The organism is Bradyrhizobium sp. LA6.1, from assembly GCF_040547805.1.
Taxonomy (GTDB): domain Bacteria; phylum Pseudomonadota; class Alphaproteobacteria; order Rhizobiales; family Xanthobacteraceae; genus Bradyrhizobium; species Bradyrhizobium barranii.
The window spans coordinates 49566-66661 of sequence record NZ_JBEPQK010000025.1 but is presented as its reverse complement, the minus strand read 5'-3'; the positions used below and the strand labels follow the sequence as shown (position 1 = coordinate 66661).

Sequence of the window (17096 nt, the reverse complement as noted above, 5' to 3'; positions counted from 1 at the left end):
CTCCCCGCATCTTCCATTTCAAAATCGATAATTGATGCCGCCGCGGAAGGTATTGAGCTTGTCAGTGCTTACGCCCGTGCCGACCACCTGCGTGAAAAGATATTCACCCTTCAAGGACCAGTTAGGTGTGAAGCCATATTCGATGCCCAGGCCTGCAACGATGCCAGGGCGCCAGGCGGAGGCCGCGCAATTCAGGAGCACACCAAGCGTACCGCAAGGCAAGCCCGCAACTGAGGTGCCATTGGCGCTCGATTTCACAAATGCCGCACCGCCGGTTACGTAGAACAGCGAGTTATTCAAAGCGACGCCAACGCGTGCTCTTGCCGTTCCAATGGCGCTGACCTTGGACGCGATATCGAGCGTAATACCCTGCCCGATGCCAGCGATAGCCGGATTTGAGATGCCGTTGCCCTTGATGTTCGCCCAATCGAGATCACCCTCGAGGCCGATCACCACATATCCCTGCTGGATCTGGGCGCCCATGGTGCCGCCGAGCATCCCGCCACTGATATTGAAGCTTGTACGGTCGAACCTGTTGGAGACGAGCGTCAGCGGATCTTGCGAGCCCCAGCCGTAACCTCCGTTCACGCCGACATAGAGGCCGGTCCAGTTATAGACCTGGGCCACCACGGGCGCGCTCCTATAGGCCTGCACAGGAAGGTCTGCCGCAAAGGCGCCGGTAGCACTGACTGCAGCAAACGCTGCTCCAATAATAAACTTCTTCATGTCGTTCATCACGAAAACTCCGCTCCAAAATGGCCAAGAGGCCGACGAGGGCCAGCTGCCAAGCCGGCCTTTGCGTTAGCTAGCAAAGATCAGTATGCCGCAACGACGGGTCCACCGAATTTGTAGTTCACTCGCACGGTGATCAGATCCACATCTTGGCTGATCCGATTGACCACAGCAGCAGCGCCTGCCGGTACCGAGAAGGAATTGTTGGCATTACCCATGATCAAGCGATCGTATTCAATGGCGGCCGACCAGTTCGGCGTGAAGCCGTATTCGAACCCAACGCCGATGGCGCCGCCCCAACGGGTTGAGGTCGCATAGTTCAGGCCAACGCCTCCAAACGTGGTCGCTTGAAGAAGGTTGTTGTTCGTCACCGCCGCGCCGCCTTTCAAATACAGCAACGCTGCGTTCCAGGCGTAGCCAACCTGGCCGGTGAAAAGGCCCAAGCTAGTAACCTTGGAAGAATCGGCAAGAAGCGGATCAACAACACTCACGTGTGAACTGCGCATGCTTGCCCAGTCGCCCTGGCCTTCCAGACCGAACACAAACTGACCAGCCTGCCAACGGTAGCCGACCTGTCCACCGATGACGCCTCCCGACTGACTGTGGCAACCGTCGGGAATGACCGCGCCACCTGCCGGTACGACACCCCAGCAATTACGGCTCGTTCCATAGCCGCCGTTACCGCCGATGTAGAAGCCGGTCCAGTCGTAGACCGCAGCCATCAAGGGGGCCTTGACCGGGGCGTAAGTTCGCTGCGGCAGGTCGGCAGCGAACGCAGGGGCTACGAATGCAGCGAACGCAGCAGCGGCGAGTACGATCTTTTTCATTTTTGAATCCTTTGGAAACACACATCAGCCGCAAGTTCGCGGGCCTGTACCGAAAGTATTTGGGTCAACTACCGGTCGCTATGTAAAATCGGACAACCTTCGAAAGAAGTTGGCCCGTTGCAAATTCGGTACACTGCAGCGCGACGCTTCCGTTTCGGCAGCATCAACCGACCTCAAGGCCAGTCTTGAAGCCACATGCTTCGTCGGAAACCGGTCACTGAACAAGGCGGCCTACCATGTGGTCGAATGCCATTTCGCAGGCGGTTGCGTCCGCGCTTCTTTTAGGCGCGCTCGGAGGCGCGAATTGCACTTAGCGAATTTGCGCGCTGCGGCCGATGATGCCGGCTCAAGCGCATCGCGTCATCCCGCTCTTTGCACCCGCGACCTCGCCACCGTCTCCGATGGGCGCTCTCCAAAAAGGGCTTTGTATTCCGAGGCAAAACGACCGAATTCAGTAACGCCGTGTTCGCTCATGATGTTTGTGACTTTACTTGACGGCACACATTTTCCGCGGAGTGCACGGCGGACCTTGTTGAGTTGACGTAGCTTAAGATAGCTTGCCGGCCCGACGCCCAGCTGCTGCCGGAACGTCCTCAACAGCGTCCGGCTTGTTACGTCAGCAGCGAGGGCCAGGTCAGCAACCTGAAGCCCTCCCCATTTCTGACCACGGGCATACTTCAAAGCTTTTGCCACGGTGTCGCTGGACAATCGGGACTTCTCCGTTGGGAGACACATTTCGTTGTCCGAGCCCGCAATTGCACCGATCAATGCGTTTAACAACCGATCAATACCAAATCCGTGGAGCGTCGGCGCTTGCTCCTTGCGCACGAGGGTCGCTGTGCTCGCTGTTGCCGCAGTCAAGCAATTGAGAAATTGTTTCGGGGACGAAATGGCGCACTTCTCTTTCTCGAGCCATGTAAGATCGCTTCTTCCGGTCCTGATAACAAATGTTTCAAAGAGCCCAACAGGCATCGAAATCGACATCCAACGATGGATGCCGCACGACGCGAACGTAAACTCGCTCCGAGGCGGAAGCACCACGAAGTCGTGAGGCTGAAGGATTTGACCATCAAAAATCAGGCGATCAGCAATTTTCTCATCCTGAAAGATAAAGCTCAAAGCATCTGGACACGAAATGCCGTGCAAGATCTTGGAGCCACCCTCCAGGCCAAACTGCAAGACGATCGAGCCCAATTTGCAATGATCGACCGACCAGGGAGCTTGACTGGCACTAGTCAGCAGGAAATTCCCCGTCGCTCCAACAACCATGTCGGAATATTCGTCAAAGCTAAGGCTGTGTGATGCTACGTCGCTAGCAGCCGCCAACGGAAGAGTCCTCCCACCCGGTTTCCTGCGGGCTCCTTCGCTGTCTGCGCAGGCGCAAAGGTCGATCTGTGGGCGCCGATTGTTCCGCCAAGCCGAGTATTGCCGCGAGGATCAGCGCTCCGCCCGTTGCTCACCATCTTCCCTTCCGATTGTGCTTGAGAGCCCGTGAGTCACGCTCGGACTCGCGCCGGCCAACGACGCCAGTACGAGTTCGGACGCTCAAGCAACCTTCAGGGCCGCATGACTGGTCCAGATGCCATCAAACACGCTTGATAGCAGGCGGCTGCCAGGTGCCGTTGCCGGGCGGCAGAATCGAAGGTGCCGTGGGCCTCGGCCAGTACAGGCGCATCACGAGATAGATTTTGTCAGCCGGCGCCGGAAGCCAATTTGCTTCCTTGTCCGCGCCGGGGCTGTCTTTTTGAATGTACAGCGTCAGAGAACCGTCTGCGTCGGTTTTCATCGCCGGCAACATCGGAGAGTTGATGAGGTAGCGATTGATCGGGTTCTTGACCAGGAGTTGGCTCTTGCCGTCATACATCGTCACCGACCAGAAGGAGTTCACCGGCGGCAGTTGTCCCGCCGGGAAGGTCAGTGTGTAATTGTGCTTGCTGCCGTCAAGCGTCTGGCCGTCGCTGTCAACCCGCGTGAACGGATAGGTCGCTTCCGCCGGGTCATTGCCATAAATGCCGGCCTGAGCGGCGACGGCACGCTTCAACCAGTCGCCATTGTAGTGGGCGCTATCTCCTGGGAGACCGCTAACCCGCCAGCCATTGATCGCCTTGCCTGCATTGGCGACGGCCTCGTCGACCTTTCGCTGGCCCTCCTTCATGCCGAGGCCGAGCTCCAGCTTATGCTCCATTGGCAGGTCCTTGAAGTTGAAGCTCTTCCCAGGACCAACGCCGATGCGCGCCAGCTTGACGCGTATCTCCTTCTCATTACCCTGCGCCGGCGCGAATTGCAGAGCGAAGTCGAGATAATCGAAGAAGTTGGTCTTCACGAGTTCCTTGTCGATCTTGGGAAATTCGATGGTTGGCGCGGCCGCTGGCGGCGTCTGCTTCAGATAGGCCGAGAGCATCTGCACCTTGTAGCCAGCCTGCACCTTCTTGACGTTGTCGAGATCATCCGGGCCAAAGAGCTGGGTGCGATAGCCCGCGAGGGCAAACTTTGTGCTCGAGCGAAACACCTGCTTGATGCCCGCCGGGGTATCACCCTTCCAGTCAGGCCCGACCACCATGTAGTCGCCTGCATCGCTCCCTGTGGCTCGGGTACCGATATAGCCGTAATTGTAGGTGTTGCCGTCACAGAGCATGACCGAGTAGTAGCGCTTCGGGTCGATCGCCGGCACCGAGAGCACCACCGGCTCCGCCCGCAAATCCAGCCAGACGAAGGAATAAGGCGTGTCGCTGTTCGGCGTGACGATTGCCGTGTCCTTGTAGGTGTAAACGTTGGGCTCGTTCTTGATTTGGTTGAACGGCGCTTTGAACTGCCCTGAATTCCGATCTACCGCGTACTCGTACATGATGGCATAGTTCATCACGATCGGCAGACCGTAGATGAAGCCTTCCTCGGCGATGTCCTTGGCCTCCAACAGCCTGGGCCAATCGGCCTTGTTCTGCGCAACTGCCGGGCTGTACTTCGCCGTCATGGCGGCGAGCGCGGCGATCGCCGCGGTAGAGCGAAGTAACTCTCGCTTCGTCAACATTTTCCGGTGCTCCTTTGCTGTTCGATTGAGTTTTCGAAACTATCCGCAGTCGATGTCAGGAAATCCATTGCGGTTTAATGGTGATGTACCGACCAACATATTGGCCGCGGCCTCGGTCTTGCGCAGCAGCCGGCAGTCACGCCTGCGACCGGCACATTCGCGCTTGCGATCGACGCGCTAGCGAAGAACCTGCAAGATTGCAGTATACTCATGATAGCGACGCCCCGCCTGCGCTTGCCATCAGGTCATTTCGAATTGTCGCGCGGATCCCTAGTAGCAAGGCGGATAGGGATAATAGCCACAGCGCGGCGGGTAGTAATAAGGATAGGCAGCCACAGCAGCCGCTCCGACAGCCGCGGCCCCAGCAACAGCAGCGCCGCGATAGTAAGCGCCGCGCCAGGCCGTTCTGCGGGCGACACCAGCAAACGACAGCGGCGTCAGCGGCCGGCCAATGATGTCGATGAAGATCGATGCCGGCCCATCCGCTCCTGCCAGATCACCTTCGAGCACATCGACGTCGAAAGTCAGCTTGTCGCCTTCGAGCTTCGGCGACTTCAGCACAACCACCGCGTCGAAGACAGCCGATCCGTCCTTCTTGAATCCGGACACCGTAGCGTTCGGCGGATCCTTTGCGAAATTGTCGCTGCCGTTGCCCCAATCCTCGACGATCCGCGCCGTCAGATCATGTCCGGCAGCCCGCACGGGGCGATCCGCAAATACGATGGCACTCGGAGAAACTCCGGCGAGAACGAGCTTTCCATCCTTCAGGCTGGCGCCCTTGGAGTTGAGAACAAACAACGACGGAACGACCTCGGGCTTCGACTGTCCGATGGATTTCTCCAACGGCATGTGCGGCTTCGGCTCGGCTGCCGATTGAGCGGAAAGGAACGTCGGCACACACGCCATGCCAGCAGCGGCAATGGCGAGAAGAGCGGCACGCTGTATCGTCATTGGTTCACCTTTCTATATCCTGTCCGCACGGCGGCAGGCCGAAGTCGTGCCCTCAAACGGGGCCCCTCGGCTGCCGGATCCCTGTGTCCCGTGTCATGCTCTCCGCCCCAACTCAGACCATCGTTGCCGGCATCCGGTGAGCACCGGGAAGTGGTTTTCACGCCGCTATTTCGCGGCAACCGGGGACGATATCTTGCCATTTCACGCCAATGGCTGCGGCCTTCGCTAATTCTTGCTGCCGGATCGCTATCGAATTCTTACAGATAAGCCGCATAGGACCGGACCCAGAGCACGATACGGGCGATGAGCCCGATGGGACCCGCATTTTCGGCGAACACTGTCGCCGCGCCCGACGTACCGAGGCGCAAGATGGAGCGGTTGGCGTCCGCTGGAAGCGAAATCACCGCGGGATACGCGCTCGTACCGCCGATTGATCCGACACGAGCGAGCGTCCCTGATACCGCAATCTGCCCCTGCCCGACCCCCTCCGGAATCTCCGTGATCCTGGCCTCGTAGATGCGTCCAGGGTCGTTGTCGAAAACGAGTCTCACCCGCGCGCCGGGCTTGATGGTGCCAAAGCCATTCTGCGAAAACACACCGACAATGGAAATGTCGGACTCTACGATAAAGGACATCGCCGCACGCGCCCGCAGGGCGCGCGCACCGACCGCGAGCGCCACGACGCTGGCGTAGCCGTCCGAGGGCGCCTTGACCGTCGTCTGCTCAAGCTCCCATTTTGCGTCATCGAGTTGCGCATGAGTCTGCACCACGGTGGTGTTGACACCGCCGATCGACGATTCGAACGAGGCCCTCGCGCTCCGCTGTTGCGCCTTTGCGGACTGCAACTGGGCAATCGTAATATCGAGTTGCTCGCGCGTATCCTGTTCACGAAACGACGTGGCGGCTCCGCTGTTCGTCAGGGAGGCAATATCGTTCAGCCTCTTTTCATGAAAGGCGACCTGCTTTTCAAGACCCGCCACGTCGGCATTGGCCTGATCGTAATTCGCCTTCAGCACCTCAGCCTGATGCTGAGCGGCGATTAGTGCAGCTTCAAGCTGACGGACCTTGTATCGAAACGGCGTCGGGTCAATTTCGAACAAGACCGCGTCGGCCTTTATCGGCACGTTTGGTTTGACGGGGATCGCAATCACCTCGCCACTGACGTTCGGCGTCACCTCCACGACACGTGATACGACCACGACGCGCCCGTTCGGGCTGAGATAATTCAGCATCGCCATGAAGACGTGAAGACGGCGAGAATGGCAATGCCTGCAAGGGCCGCGACGGCTCCGGACGACCAGGTCAGGCGTATCAGCTTGAACTTCGAAAATGCCAGCCAAATCAAGACAAGGTAGCTGACGAGAATGATGAACATCGCTTGTCCTGTCGTAGCGGTGGCGGGCTGACGCTAACGTTCTTCAGTCAGTGCCATTAGAACGGTTTTTTCCCTTGTCTAGGGCGCACGACGTTACTCCGGCTTGGCTGGGAAGATGTCTTGCCATTTCGCGCCAGTCGCGACGGCTTCTGCTGATTGCCCGCATGCGGCTCCTTGCCGAGTCGGGACTTGTCATTTCTTTGAACAGCTCGCTGCCGCCGATAGATGACAGGCTGTATCTTTGTCAAACGCATGAAGACACGGCTGAAGCTACTCGTTCCCGCATAGCCGAGGCGCAAGGCGATGTCCGATATACGCTCGTTGGAATCTAGAAGCAGGAAGCAGGCTGTATCGAGGCGCACTTCCGCAACCAAGTCACTGTAGCTGGTGCCCATTCCGGCGAGATGACGCTGCAACGAGCGCGGGCTCAACCCCAGTTGGAGTGCTGTGTGTAGAAGGGCTGCGTCACCGTGACACAGTGAGGCAGCAATCGCTGCCCGCACCGAGTATCGGGAAGGTATTTGAACTGGCTTCATGGGACCGAAGACATCTGGTGAAGAGCCGTGACGCCTCGTCTAGCCTTCTTCTTGCTGGAGCATGAGTGGGGAATCGTGAGCGGTCTTGCCATAAGCCGCCAAGCCGAAACCGAACAGCGCGCCTGCTCCCAGCGGTCAACCCAGACCCTCCCCCCTTCCGCCTCCAAATGCATCTGGCAACATTTTGCAATACGCGCCAACCGAGAACTGTTAGGCTTTCGACAGTTCAGCCAAGCCGCATCTCGAAACGGGAGAGGCCGCCGAAACTCAAATTCTGCACGAAAGACAGAAAATGACCATTCCTTTGACCCGTTGCCAATTCATCATTCCTGTCGCTGCCATTTGTGACGAGATCGGGGCTCCAACAGAAGCGTTGCTGACCAAGTTTCGCCTTCCAGCTTCTTTGGAAGAGAAGGCCGACCGCTATATCCCAATCCTGCAAGCGGTACGTTTCGCGGAAGCCGCACAGCGGTCGCAAGCCATCACAGACATTGGATTTCAAGCTGCGCGCCGGCTGCAATTCTGCCACGTGAGCGAAAAGATGCGCGCCATCATCCGCTTCTCACCGACGCTACTTGTTGCCCTGCGGCAATTGTGCAAATGGGCGTCGCTTGAAGACACGACTGTGAGTGTGTGGCTGGAGCGCAACGGCGATCACGTGAGAATTTGCAGCAAGATCGCGGGCACGGCCAAGATGCCGCATCTTGAGCATTCGCAGTGGCTTCAGAATGTTTACATGATGCAGATCGTAAGGCAATTTTCCGGCCCCCATTGGGTTCCGGCGACCATGGCCTTCGAGGCCCGCTATGAACCGAGCCTTGAGACTCGGTCGTTCTGGCAAAATACCCGCTTCATGTCGGATCAGGATTCCTCGTGGATCGATATTCCCGTTTCATTTCTGGATCTCCCCAATCTCGCCGTCGAGACGTCGGCGCCTTCACATAGCGACGACGTTGGGCCGTCCGGCCACGAAATCGTCTCAGCAGTCAAATTGATGCTGCCGTCCTACCTGGACGATAGAATTCCAACTATCGCAGAAATCGCAGAGATGGCCGGCATCAGCATCAGGAGCTTTCAGCGCAAACTTTCAAGCGCGGGCGTTACATATTCTGACTTGCTCGATGGCGTCCGCTTTGAGAATGCCGCTAAACTTCTGCGCGACACGAATGCCAAGATTATCGATGTCGCATTTTCCTCGGGCTACACCGACCCTGCGCATTTCACTCGCGCTTTCCGTCGATTTTCCGGAATTACACCGAGAGAGTTTCGCGGCAAATGGAAGCCGCAATAGGCGTCGGTCCCGTGATATGAGCTTCCAACGCGAAGCTCGGCTTTCGATCGGCGTATACTGGTAATTTTCGGCAGCATATGTCCGCTGCTGAGCGTGAGGCCTCGGCCTGTCGCCGCATGCAAAACCAAAGATATTACAGTTGCGAACCGACGCCTTGGTGGACGGCCACCGGCAATATCAAGTGGGGCTCAACGTTCCCGTAAGACCTCGAGTCGTGGGACGATTTGGTCGCGTTGATGGAGGTCAGCCCACTTCGACGGGCGCACGAAATCGCTGAAAGTCGTAGGATCGCAAGCAATATCGCAGATTGGTGGCGGAAGACCCTACCGCCTTTCCCCACACGGAGCGAATCTGCGATATTTCCTCCGATCGTCCGCCTAAAACTCAAAACCTTGTCGAACGGTAGGTTCAAATCGGGGATAGGATTTGAACCTATGACCTTCAGGTTATGAGCCTGACAACTACCAAAGGGGCTATTCGACACGCTGGCCCGCGCGCCAGCCCATCTCCCAGAAGTCTGCCTCGAGTCGGGTGGCTTCCTTGAAGATCGCAATCAACTCTGCCTCGCGGGCCGGCCGGCGATCGCGGCCGCTTCTGGTTCGTCCAGTATCCCTTCGGTTTCGCGCCCCATCTGGTCGAATATGAACCGTTTTTTTCGGGCAAGCGGTTGCTGCTCACCCCGAGCTTCCGCGAACTCTACAAGGCGCAGCTGGTGGATGAGGGCGAGAGCATCAAAGTCTCAGACATGACTTTTCTGTTCACCGATCTGAAGCAGTCGACCCCGCTGTATGAAAGCGTTGGTGATGTGAACGCGTATTTCTTGGTTCGCCAACACTTCGAGATCTTGAACAGGATCATCAGTGAGCGATCCGGCACCATTATCAAGACGATTGGCGACGCGGTCATGGCCGGGTTCGAGCGTCCCCAGGACGCGGTGTGCGCCCTCCATCGAGATGATCGAAGAGCTGTCGCGATTCAACCGGACTGCTTCGCGACCGCTGGGCCTCAAGGTCGGTGTCCACAGGGGGCGGGCGATTGCGGTGACGCTCAACGACCGGATCGACTATTTCGGACAGGACGTGAATATCGCCGCACGCGTGCAAGGTCTCGCAGAAGTCGACGAAGTTTGCATCAGTGCAACGGTGATGGAGGCGCCAGGCGTGGGTGATATCGTCAAATCAAGCTCGGTGTCGCGCAACTACGAAAACCTGAAGGGCATCGGTCAAAAGATGGAAGTCCATCGCATAACAATCAGTCCCATGCCGACATACGCGATCGCAGCAATGCGGCGAGGCGAAGGCCGACGGTTCTCACGGAAGAACCTGTTGCGAGAGTACAAGAGCACGATGCGCGCTGCGTTAAGTCGCGATGGCTCGCGTCGCTCTCTCGCCGCAATGACCTACGGCTTCGATCCAGGAACGTCTGCAGGGCGCCATTACGCAGAGGAAGCGTTCGCCCGGGCCCGTTCACGCGCCTCGCGCGCACGCTCGCGACGTTCGCGACGGCGCTTCGCCCGCTCGGCCGGCTGCGGCAGCGGCGGCAACGGCGCATCTACGGCCGGTACCGTCTCTATCGCCAGGTCGGCGACCGGGCGCGCCTCCATGAGTTCCAGCACCGTCCGCCCCTCGGCAGTGATCTTCCAGCCGCCACTCTCGCGCGCGACGAGGCCTTGCGAAAAGATGTCCAGGTCCGGCACGCGCGCCGCCAGCCGCTTGGTGCGGTCGGCCCAGTCCCGACCGCTGGTCGCCAGGATCGCCATGTCGCGCTTGAGGTCGGCCATCACGGCAAATCCATCCGGGTAGCTCACCAGGATCTTCAGCACCGTGACCTGAAAATTCACCCCCGCCTCCTCGCCCGGTCAGCGCCACATGGTCGGGGCTTGCGAGAGAGCTTGACGCCCGACCTGCTTGAGAGTTTCGGGCGACACCTCTCCGCGGGCGGCGGCTTCCAGTATCTTCGTGGCGACGTGGGTGCGCGCTCCGATCTCGCGGCGCGAAACGCTCTCGCAGACTTCGTCGAGAACCGCGCGCAAAAGCGCGGTGGTGGAGGTGTCGAACATGAAATGCCCCTATGCGGGAAAGCCCGATCCTAGCGCAATTTTTCGATTTTGGGATTCGGAATCTTGAACAAGGTGAGCGGTCAGAGTAGCTGCCCCAATTCCCCCAAAGACAGGCGACCCAGTCCCGAAACCACGGAGGACAAGGTCGTCTCTACCGGCGGACCTGCGCTGAAAACCGGTTCGCAATATTGCTCTCATTCAGCGCAACCTCCGGGAGAGCGCAATCGAAAGCTCGTGAAGCGCGGTGGGGCGGCCACCGGCGGAGCACCCTCTGTTCGACTTCGCAGCCACCGGGGCTGGCGCGCAGGCCGGCCACTCAGTGCGACCGAGCGGCAATGGTATACGAGCCCTGCTCCTCGGCTCCGTTCGCGGCGGACCGCTCGCTAACGGCCTGGTGTTTCACGTCGGACGGCTTCGAGGCCAGATCGCACGCGCGCGCCCAAACGTCGCCATTGTTGCTTTCGTGCATGAGTCGTTCGGTCATTCCGGTCGTCGAGGGGATGACTTTCCGTTCCCGATTACGCAGGCGACGCCGGTCCCTCACCTGTGCCATCATTGGCCGTTTCCCACCGGCGCCGGTAAAGATGCTGGCCATAGTGCCGCCGCCTCAGCAGCGCCATGGGGCTGAAGAAAGGGACCGATCATGTCATCCGAGCAACCCGATCCAGAGCCATCGGAAACCACGGCGCAGCAGATCAACGATCTCTTCGACTCGGCGGAACTCTCGAGGGCGCTCGAGACGGAAGAGTTCAAGCAGTTCCTCGATTGCATCCCCATTGCCATCGTGGTGTCGAAGTTCTTTCGCGGCGATCAGCGCATCTGTTACGCGAACAAAGCATTTGAAACTCTAATCGGCCAGGACGTGAACGATTGCCGCGGCAAGGGCTGGTCGATTCTGGCTGGGTTCAGGGACGAAAACGATTCAAACGTCACGCTGGATCTGTCCGTGCTGAAAAGCGAAGAAGAGTTTCTCGGCACCTTCCGGGCGGAGCACCCAAGGGCGCTTGTCGTCGAAGCGTTCTCCGGTCTCATTCAAAACGAGGACGGGACCGAGAAATTATCGCATCGCCGCGCTGATCGACATAACCGACAGGGCGCGCGCGGAACGGGAGGAGTACGCACGGCAGATTCGCGACAAGGATATCCTGCTCCGGGAACTGCAGCACCGCGTGAAGAACAATCTTCAACTGATCGTCGCGCTGATGCGGCTCGAGGCCCGCAACGAAAGACGGGGCGAAAAGGTCAACCTGCAGACGCTTGCCGGTCGCATCGAGTCCTTGCATCTGCTTTACCAGACGCTTTCGAACGACGGCGCCGGCGATGAGATCGACCTCGGCCACTACTTGAGCCAGATCGCCGCCGCGGTCATGAACACCTGCGCCGTCGAGGAATTAGGCTCGAGCAGAAAATGGAATATGCGCCTGTCTCCGTCAACACCGCGCTGTCGGTCGGACTAGTTGTAAATGAAATCCTGACCAACTCCTTCAAACGTGCATTCGATGGTCGCGAACAGGGCGTGATCACGATCGAATGTCTGCGCCGGAGCGACAACCGGTATCGCGTCTTCGTCGCGGACGATGGAGTTGGATTGCCGGAAGGCATTTGCTGGCCGGTTCCGGGAAAGATCGGCGCACTTATTGTTCAAACGTTGAAGGAAAATGCGAAAACGGACTTCAATGTCGAGTCCGCGCCCGGCCGGGGCGTTCGGGTGACGATGAATGTCGATCGAAAGCTCGTGGCGCGAAATCCTTCCTAATGTTGGCGCGACCCAGAGTCCGTCGGGATCGTCCGCCAGCGAGAACAACTGAAAGTTCGGCGGGCTTGGGGACGCCATTTGCCCGAATCGATGGCGGCATCAACGAGGGCTCGCCTGGCCCTCATACATGAAGGTCATAGGTTTCAGTCCATTCATGTAACCGGTGTGCATCACTTCGATATCAAAGCCGTTTCTGCGAAGCACGTCAGCAATGTCTCGATTGAGATGACAACCGCCTGAGATGCGCCTCCATGCGGGCGTCAGGCGATCTTGCCACCACCGCACGCGCGGTTCGGGCGCGCGGCCGTGCTCGACGAAGACCAACTTGCCGCCCGGCGTCAGCACCCGGCGGGCCTCCGCGAGAGCGCGGTCGATATCCGGGATGCTGCACATAGTCCAGGTCGTCACAACGGTATCCATGCTGCGGTCCTCTATCGGAATCGCCTCGGCCGAAGCTTCGACGAATTCGACGGGAATATCCGGCTGTCGGGCGTGGCGCGCCATCTCGAGGAGCTTCGGACCGGGTTCGAGCCCCACGACTTGCTTCACGGCCGGCCCGTAGAAGGGGAGATTGCGGCCAGATCCGATGCCGATCTCGAGCACCCGGCCCCGTGCCGCACGGATCGCCCGCTCGCGGTAGGGCAGTAGATCCTTGTTCCGCATCGCAAGATCGCAGAGCCGCGGCAAAATGACGTCGTTGTAGAAGCCCATTGGGAATCTCCTAGCAGTGCGGTTCGATTGTCTTGCTGATCTCGGCGGGCGCGGCAAAAATCACATCGGCGCGGTCGCCCATCATTCCCGCACGAGCGCAGGCGCGCCGCTTTGCGGGCTATCTTTGCCGGAATCCGTCTTCATGCGAAGATTGCGTTCCCAGAATGCGCGCGTTTTGCCGTCCGCGGTGGTGACGCGATAGGTGTCGTGGCAGTAGGTGATCGCCTTAACCTGCATGTTCGGATCGAGACTTTTCAAGTTGGGATCGCGGCCGCCCCCACCCATCATTCCGCCCATCATGCCTCCCATACTGCCCATCGGAGCCTGGGCATTCCGCTGGGCCGGGCCGCCGGGTTTCGTGGCTTCCTTAAGGAACGCGAGCAGATCGGCACGGGCGCGGCCATCCTTGATGCCATTGAAAGGCATTTCGTTGCCCGGCACCATGCGATCCGGGGCAGTCAGCCAGGCGTCAAGGGAGCGGTCGTCCCAAATGATTCCGGACGACTTGAGCGCGTCGGAGTAGCGCTCCAAGCTTTGCAGGCTACCCGCCTTGCGGCCCCACACGCCTGCGAGGCTGGGGCCGGTCATGTTCCGATCCGGCTCGAGGGAGTGACAGGGCATACAGGCCCGGAAATCCCGTTCGCCTCGCGCGGCCGCATCCTGCTCCGCGAGAACAGGTGAGCACATCAGGGTGGCAGCCAATGCTGCAAGAACGGGACGACGCATCCTCAATCTCCCTTGGAGAGATATTTGATCAGCGCCGCAGCCGCCAAGACCAGAACGATGACGACCAGGGCGAACGTGAGCCCCATTCCTCCCATCATTCCTGACGTCATGTCGTTCATCATGGTTCACCTCATTCGGCTCGCTCGGGAATCGGCTCCCGACGCCGTGTGGACCTGATCGGCGGCAGAGGCACAACTTCCGCGGGCGACTCGGGCGGCAGACCGACGCCCTTGATCAGCCCGAAGATCGCTGGGATCACGATCAGCGTCAGCAGCGTCGAGGAGGTCATGCCGCCGATCATCGGCACCGCGATGCGCTGCATGATCTCGGATCCGGTGCCGGTGCTCCACATGATCGGCAGCAGGCCGGCCACGATGGCGACCACCGTCATTCCACGAACATTAGTCGAGCTCAAGGCTGTCCGGAGCGTCGGATCAATTCCTCTGCGCGGTCCAAGTGCCTGCACAGCGCGACCCGTCCGCGCGACCGCATCCAGATGCCTCTGCCCGACGCTCCGGACAGCCTGCCCGATCCCGATGCGTACTTCTGTCCGACTCTGACCGAGGCGCGAACGGCCCCGGACGGCGTCACACGGCCTCTGAAGGTCAGGATGTTCGGGTGGCTGACGTTGCCATTCACGACATTGACCGTAAAATTGTAGGTCGAGTCGCAAGCGCCGCGCTGGGTGACGAAGACCAGATTCCAAGTCCCGTCGAAGCGGGAGCCTGCGAGCGCCTGGTTTTGGAGTCCCAGGCCGGATCCGCCGAGCACGAGGTACAGGGCGAGCATCCGCGCCGTCCGATGAATGGCCTGCCGCACTTGGTCGCTCATGGCTATTCCTCCTTGACGTTGCCGCCAGCGATGTCCACCGGAGTCACAGCGCGCTCAAATCGTGCCGAACGGATGACCGCTCCTTGAGAGCGGCCCTTCCGTACAAATCAATCGGTCCGGGCGGCGGCCGTTCCATCGGATGTGGGTCGCACACTCGAGCTGCTCCTCGGCGATTCCAGGTTGCATCATCGGCCGAAGGGGCCGTCGCAGCCTCAAACGCGCTCCTTTGTAGGAACTGCCGGACGCGGCCAGGCTTCGGTCGGGGAAGCAGCGAAGGCGATACTGATCGCCGCGAGTGCGGCGACAAGGACGGGCGACGAGCCGGATTGAGGGAATAAATTTCGTCCCGTAAACAGGAGCCGCTGCGCGGCGAACGCGTTGGGCAGCATGCGTAGACGTTCGGCCGAGATCGGCGGTGAGTTCAGATGGGCAGTGATCCTGCTCCTCGTCCTCGGGATCTGCCTGGTCGAGGCGTGGCGGAGGCGCAGCACGTGAAGACGACTACGCCATGATGCGCTCCTAGGCCGCGGTGGCCATCGTCCGAGGAAGTCTTTTGCGGAGCCAGCCGGCCTATCGCCACATGGTGGGCGCTTCGCTCAAGGCTCTCCGCCCGACCTGCTTGAGATTGACCACCGAGGTCTCGCCCCTGATGGCGCATTCCAGGAGCTTCGAGGCCACGTGTGTCCTGGTGCCGGTTTCATAGCGGGACACGGTTTCGCAGACCTCATCGAGGACGGCGCGCAAGCGCGCTGTCGTTTCGGCGTCGAACATGGAGATCTCCCCCTGCGGTGGCCGCATGATGCATCACTCGTCCGCTGCCGGGATTCAAACAAGTTAAATGCTGCAAGAAAAACTCGCCCGAAACCGGACTTCCCGCGATGCAGGATGAGCGTGGCCCCGCCTTTGGGGACTGGGGGGGCTTGAGGGCGGAGCCGCGCAGGCCACGCATTTGCGCGCGGCCTGACGAAGCAACGGCACCGGACCGGCGTCGTTCCTCGCTACGGGAAAAGCTCCGCTCACGAATATTGCAGACTCCGGCTCCGGACGTCGTATGATCCGCGCCGGGGATCACAGGGATGATCGCATCGAGCACCGATCGGCCGATGTGTCCGGTATGCAAGCACCGGATGGCGCTGGCGCGCATCTCGCCTGGCGCACATGGCTTCGAAGAGCGCACGTTCGAGTGCTCGACCTGCGAGCGGACCGAAAAGATCTCGATCGTCGTGGATCCGATGCAGACGGACGCGGTCGGCTGGCTCGCCGGCGAGCTCAAGCCTCCGAAGTGAAGCGGCTTCGGCCATAGCAGTACGGAGAGCCGCCGAGCGGCGTGGATCGTCAATTAGATCTCCCTCGCGGACATACCGCGCTCAGCCGTCGCCGCACCACGACTGGGACTAATCCCAGCCCGGGGACCGATCCACATTCGGCTGGCGCGTGAGAGCTTCACACGCGCTGGCGCGAACATCCGCTACCCTTGCCGTCGTCACCGTTTTCTTCGAGGAGATCGAAGCATGGATTGGGCGGCCAAGGCGCTGGCGAGCGCGACCGGCACGGATGTGGACATCGAGCAATTCACGACCGTCGCGATCTTCTGCGGCGCGGGTCTGCTGCTGTCCCTGGCGGCGGTCATGACCTTCGGCCTCGAGCTCGGAGCCGCTCTCTTCTGAATGACTGCCGGGAGTGCCGCGTCTTGACTCCCCGGCCGCGGATATAGTCAACTCCTGCGAGCAGTGATTTCGTAGGAGTGCGTCATGGAGCGGAAGGAGTTCTACAGAGGTCTGGCGCAGCGCGTGCGCGACCTGGCCGAGAAGGCCGATCCCTTCACCAGAAGGCGTTTGCAGAAGCTGGCGGAGCAATACGACCTGAAGGGCGGTAGCGCCGTACGGCCAGCGAGAGCGGTCGAGCGCCCGCTGCCGGTGCCGCGCACGACGCCGCCGGCGTCGATCTTCTCCGGACCGGGCGAGGCCTGACTGGTCCACCCGCCCGGCCAAGTCTACACGTCGTCCTCGGTGAGCTTCGTCTCGAGCCGGAGGCTGTTCAGCCTGACGCTGCGGTGGCGAAACCGGGACCCGCGCATCAGCACGAACTTGAGCCGACCGGCGACCAGCATCTGCAGGATCGGCGTCAGCGCGTCCTAGGGGATTCCGATGTTGCCGGAGACCCGATCCGTCAGGACGCTGAGGGATCCTAGCGCGACGGGCTCGAACGACTTCCGACGCTCCTCCACGAGATCGGGCGCGGGCAGCAGCGAAATCTCCGCCTGGTCCGGCTTC

General features: G+C 60.1%; 21 protein-coding genes and 5 pseudogenes. 9 read left to right on the top strand and 17 right to left on the bottom strand.

The genetic code is table 11. The features are described from left to right. Window positions 1-18 precede the first annotated feature (18 nt). From ABIB99_RS39635 to ABIB99_RS39600, 8 genes are all read right to left on the bottom strand, one after another. Window positions 19-735 (bottom strand): outer membrane protein, encoded by a 717-nt coding sequence (locus tag ABIB99_RS39635; protein WP_354121971.1) that lies wholly within the window; start codon window positions 733-735, stop codon window positions 19-21. Window positions 736-815: 80 nt separating this feature from the next. Continuing rightward, on the bottom strand, window positions 816-1559 hold the full coding sequence (locus ABIB99_RS39630) for an outer membrane protein (protein ID WP_354121972.1): 744 nt from the start codon (window positions 1557-1559) through the stop codon (window positions 816-818). 360 nt (window positions 1560-1919) lie between these two features. Next, entirely contained in the window at window positions 1920-2885 is a 966-nt protein-coding gene (locus ABIB99_RS39625; protein ID WP_354121973.1) for a helix-turn-helix domain-containing protein, read from the bottom strand. Between the two features lie 259 nt (window positions 2886-3144). After that, complete coding sequence (locus ABIB99_RS39620; RefSeq protein WP_354121974.1) at window positions 3145-4587, bottom strand: DUF1254 domain-containing protein; 1443 nt, start codon at window positions 4585-4587, stop codon at window positions 3145-3147. A gap of 270 nt (window positions 4588-4857) precedes the next feature. Next, window positions 4858-5538: a hypothetical protein gene (locus tag ABIB99_RS39615; protein ID WP_354121975.1), complete on the bottom strand. Its 681-nt coding sequence runs from the start codon at window positions 5536-5538 to the stop codon at window positions 4858-4860. Between the two features lie 257 nt (window positions 5539-5795). Beyond that, a complete protein-coding gene (locus ABIB99_RS39610; protein ID WP_354121976.1) occupies window positions 5796-6776 on the bottom strand; it encodes an HlyD family secretion protein in 981 nt (326 codons plus the stop codon). Continuing rightward, window positions 6764-6913, bottom strand: a complete 150-nt coding sequence (locus ABIB99_RS39605) for a hypothetical protein (protein ID WP_354121977.1) — start codon at window positions 6911-6913, stop codon at window positions 6764-6766. The genes ABIB99_RS39610 and ABIB99_RS39605 overlap by 13 nt, the downstream gene beginning before the upstream one ends. Window positions 6914-6969: 56 nt before the next feature. Further along, window positions 6970-7449 carry a helix-turn-helix domain-containing protein gene (locus tag ABIB99_RS39600; protein WP_354121978.1) on the bottom strand — a complete coding sequence of 160 codons (480 nt, stop codon included), beginning with the start codon at window positions 7447-7449 and terminating at the stop codon, window positions 6970-6972. A gap of 292 nt (window positions 7450-7741) precedes the next feature. Here ABIB99_RS39600 and ABIB99_RS39595 point away from each other — a divergent pair, with 292 nt between their 5' ends. Further along, the gene (locus tag ABIB99_RS39595; protein WP_354121979.1) at window positions 7742-8740 is read left to right on the top strand and encodes an AraC family transcriptional regulator; all 999 of its coding nucleotides are present in this window, start codon (window positions 7742-7744) and stop codon (window positions 8738-8740) included. Between the two features lie 473 nt (window positions 8741-9213). Here ABIB99_RS39595 and ABIB99_RS39590 read toward each other — a convergent pair. Beyond that, a pseudogene (locus ABIB99_RS39590) lies at window positions 9214-9315 on the bottom strand (thiaminase II); the annotation flags it as partial. A 170-nt stretch (window positions 9316-9485) separates the two neighbouring features. On the opposite strand from ABIB99_RS39590, the pseudogene ABIB99_RS39585 reads away from it, so the two are divergent. Continuing rightward, window positions 9486-9611, top strand: a pseudogene (locus tag ABIB99_RS39585) (hypothetical protein); the annotation flags it as partial. 82 nt (window positions 9612-9693) lie between these two features. Next, window positions 9694-9921 (top strand): annotated as a pseudogene (locus tag ABIB99_RS39580) (adenylate/guanylate cyclase domain-containing protein); the annotation flags it as partial. A 254-nt stretch (window positions 9922-10175) separates the two neighbouring features. Here the strand turns inward: ABIB99_RS39580 and ABIB99_RS39575 are convergent. From ABIB99_RS39575 to ABIB99_RS39565, 3 genes are all read right to left on the bottom strand, one after another. Then, window positions 10176-10580 (bottom strand): hypothetical protein, encoded by a 405-nt coding sequence (locus ABIB99_RS39575; protein ID WP_354121980.1) that lies wholly within the window; start codon window positions 10578-10580, stop codon window positions 10176-10178. Between the two features lie 18 nt (window positions 10581-10598). Next, window positions 10599-10799, bottom strand: coding sequence for a hypothetical protein (locus tag ABIB99_RS39570; RefSeq protein ID WP_247314869.1), 201 nt, complete (start codon window positions 10797-10799; stop codon window positions 10599-10601). Window positions 10800-11115: 316 nt separating this feature from the next. Beyond that, window positions 11116-11355: a hypothetical protein gene (locus ABIB99_RS39565; protein ID WP_354121981.1), complete on the bottom strand. Its 240-nt coding sequence runs from the start codon at window positions 11353-11355 to the stop codon at window positions 11116-11118. 87 nt (window positions 11356-11442) lie between these two features. On the opposite strand from ABIB99_RS39565, the pseudogene ABIB99_RS39560 reads away from it, so the two are divergent. The 3 genes and pseudogenes from ABIB99_RS39560 to ABIB99_RS39550 form a co-directional block, all read left to right on the top strand. Further along, window positions 11443-11703: pseudogene (locus ABIB99_RS39560) on the top strand (PAS domain-containing protein); the annotation flags it as partial. Window positions 11704-11803: 100 nt separating this feature from the next. After that, window positions 11804-12256, top strand: a complete 453-nt coding sequence (locus tag ABIB99_RS39555) for a histidine kinase dimerization/phosphoacceptor domain -containing protein (protein ID WP_354121982.1) — start codon at window positions 11804-11806, stop codon at window positions 12254-12256. Continuing rightward, window positions 12208-12555, top strand: coding sequence for an ATP-binding protein (locus ABIB99_RS39550; protein WP_247314865.1), 348 nt, complete (start codon window positions 12208-12210; stop codon window positions 12553-12555). Before ABIB99_RS39555 ends, ABIB99_RS39550 begins: the two co-directional genes overlap by 49 nt. A gap of 99 nt (window positions 12556-12654) precedes the next feature. Here ABIB99_RS39550 and ABIB99_RS39545 read toward each other — a convergent pair whose 3' ends face one another. The 5 genes and pseudogenes from ABIB99_RS39545 to ABIB99_RS39525 all read right to left on the bottom strand — a co-directional run bounded on the left by ABIB99_RS39545 (window position 12655) and on the right by ABIB99_RS39525 (window position 15594). Next, a complete protein-coding gene (locus tag ABIB99_RS39545) occupies window positions 12655-13266 on the bottom strand; it encodes a class I SAM-dependent methyltransferase (protein WP_354121983.1) in 612 nt (203 codons plus the stop codon). 81 nt (window positions 13267-13347) lie between these two features. Further along, window positions 13348-13992 (bottom strand): c-type cytochrome, encoded by a 645-nt coding sequence (locus ABIB99_RS39540; protein ID WP_354121984.1) that lies wholly within the window; start codon window positions 13990-13992, stop codon window positions 13348-13350. Window positions 13993-14122: 130 nt separating this feature from the next. After that, a pseudogene (locus tag ABIB99_RS39535) lies at window positions 14123-14386 on the bottom strand (efflux RND transporter permease subunit); the annotation flags it as partial. 17 nt (window positions 14387-14403) lie between these two features. Beyond that, on the bottom strand, window positions 14404-14823 hold the full coding sequence (locus tag ABIB99_RS39530; protein ID WP_247314859.1) for a hypothetical protein: 420 nt from the start codon (window positions 14821-14823) through the stop codon (window positions 14404-14406). A 570-nt stretch (window positions 14824-15393) separates the two neighbouring features. Next, window positions 15394-15594 carry a hypothetical protein gene (locus ABIB99_RS39525; RefSeq protein WP_247314858.1) on the bottom strand — a complete coding sequence of 67 codons (201 nt, stop codon included), beginning with the start codon at window positions 15592-15594 and terminating at the stop codon, window positions 15394-15396. 305 nt (window positions 15595-15899) lie between these two features. On the opposite strand from ABIB99_RS39525, the gene ABIB99_RS39520 reads away from it, so the two are divergent. The 3 genes from ABIB99_RS39520 to ABIB99_RS39510 all read left to right on the top strand — a co-directional run bounded on the left by ABIB99_RS39520 (window position 15900) and on the right by ABIB99_RS39510 (window position 16793). Continuing rightward, window positions 15900-16109 (top strand): response regulator, encoded by a 210-nt coding sequence (locus ABIB99_RS39520; protein ID WP_247314857.1) that lies wholly within the window; start codon window positions 15900-15902, stop codon window positions 16107-16109. 225 nt (window positions 16110-16334) lie between these two features. Continuing rightward, window positions 16335-16490, top strand: coding sequence for a hypothetical protein (locus tag ABIB99_RS39515; RefSeq protein WP_247314856.1), 156 nt, complete (start codon window positions 16335-16337; stop codon window positions 16488-16490). 84 nt (window positions 16491-16574) lie between these two features. Next, a complete protein-coding gene (locus ABIB99_RS39510) occupies window positions 16575-16793 on the top strand; it encodes a hypothetical protein (RefSeq protein WP_247314855.1) in 219 nt (72 codons plus the stop codon). Window positions 16794-17096: the final 303 nt, after the last annotated feature.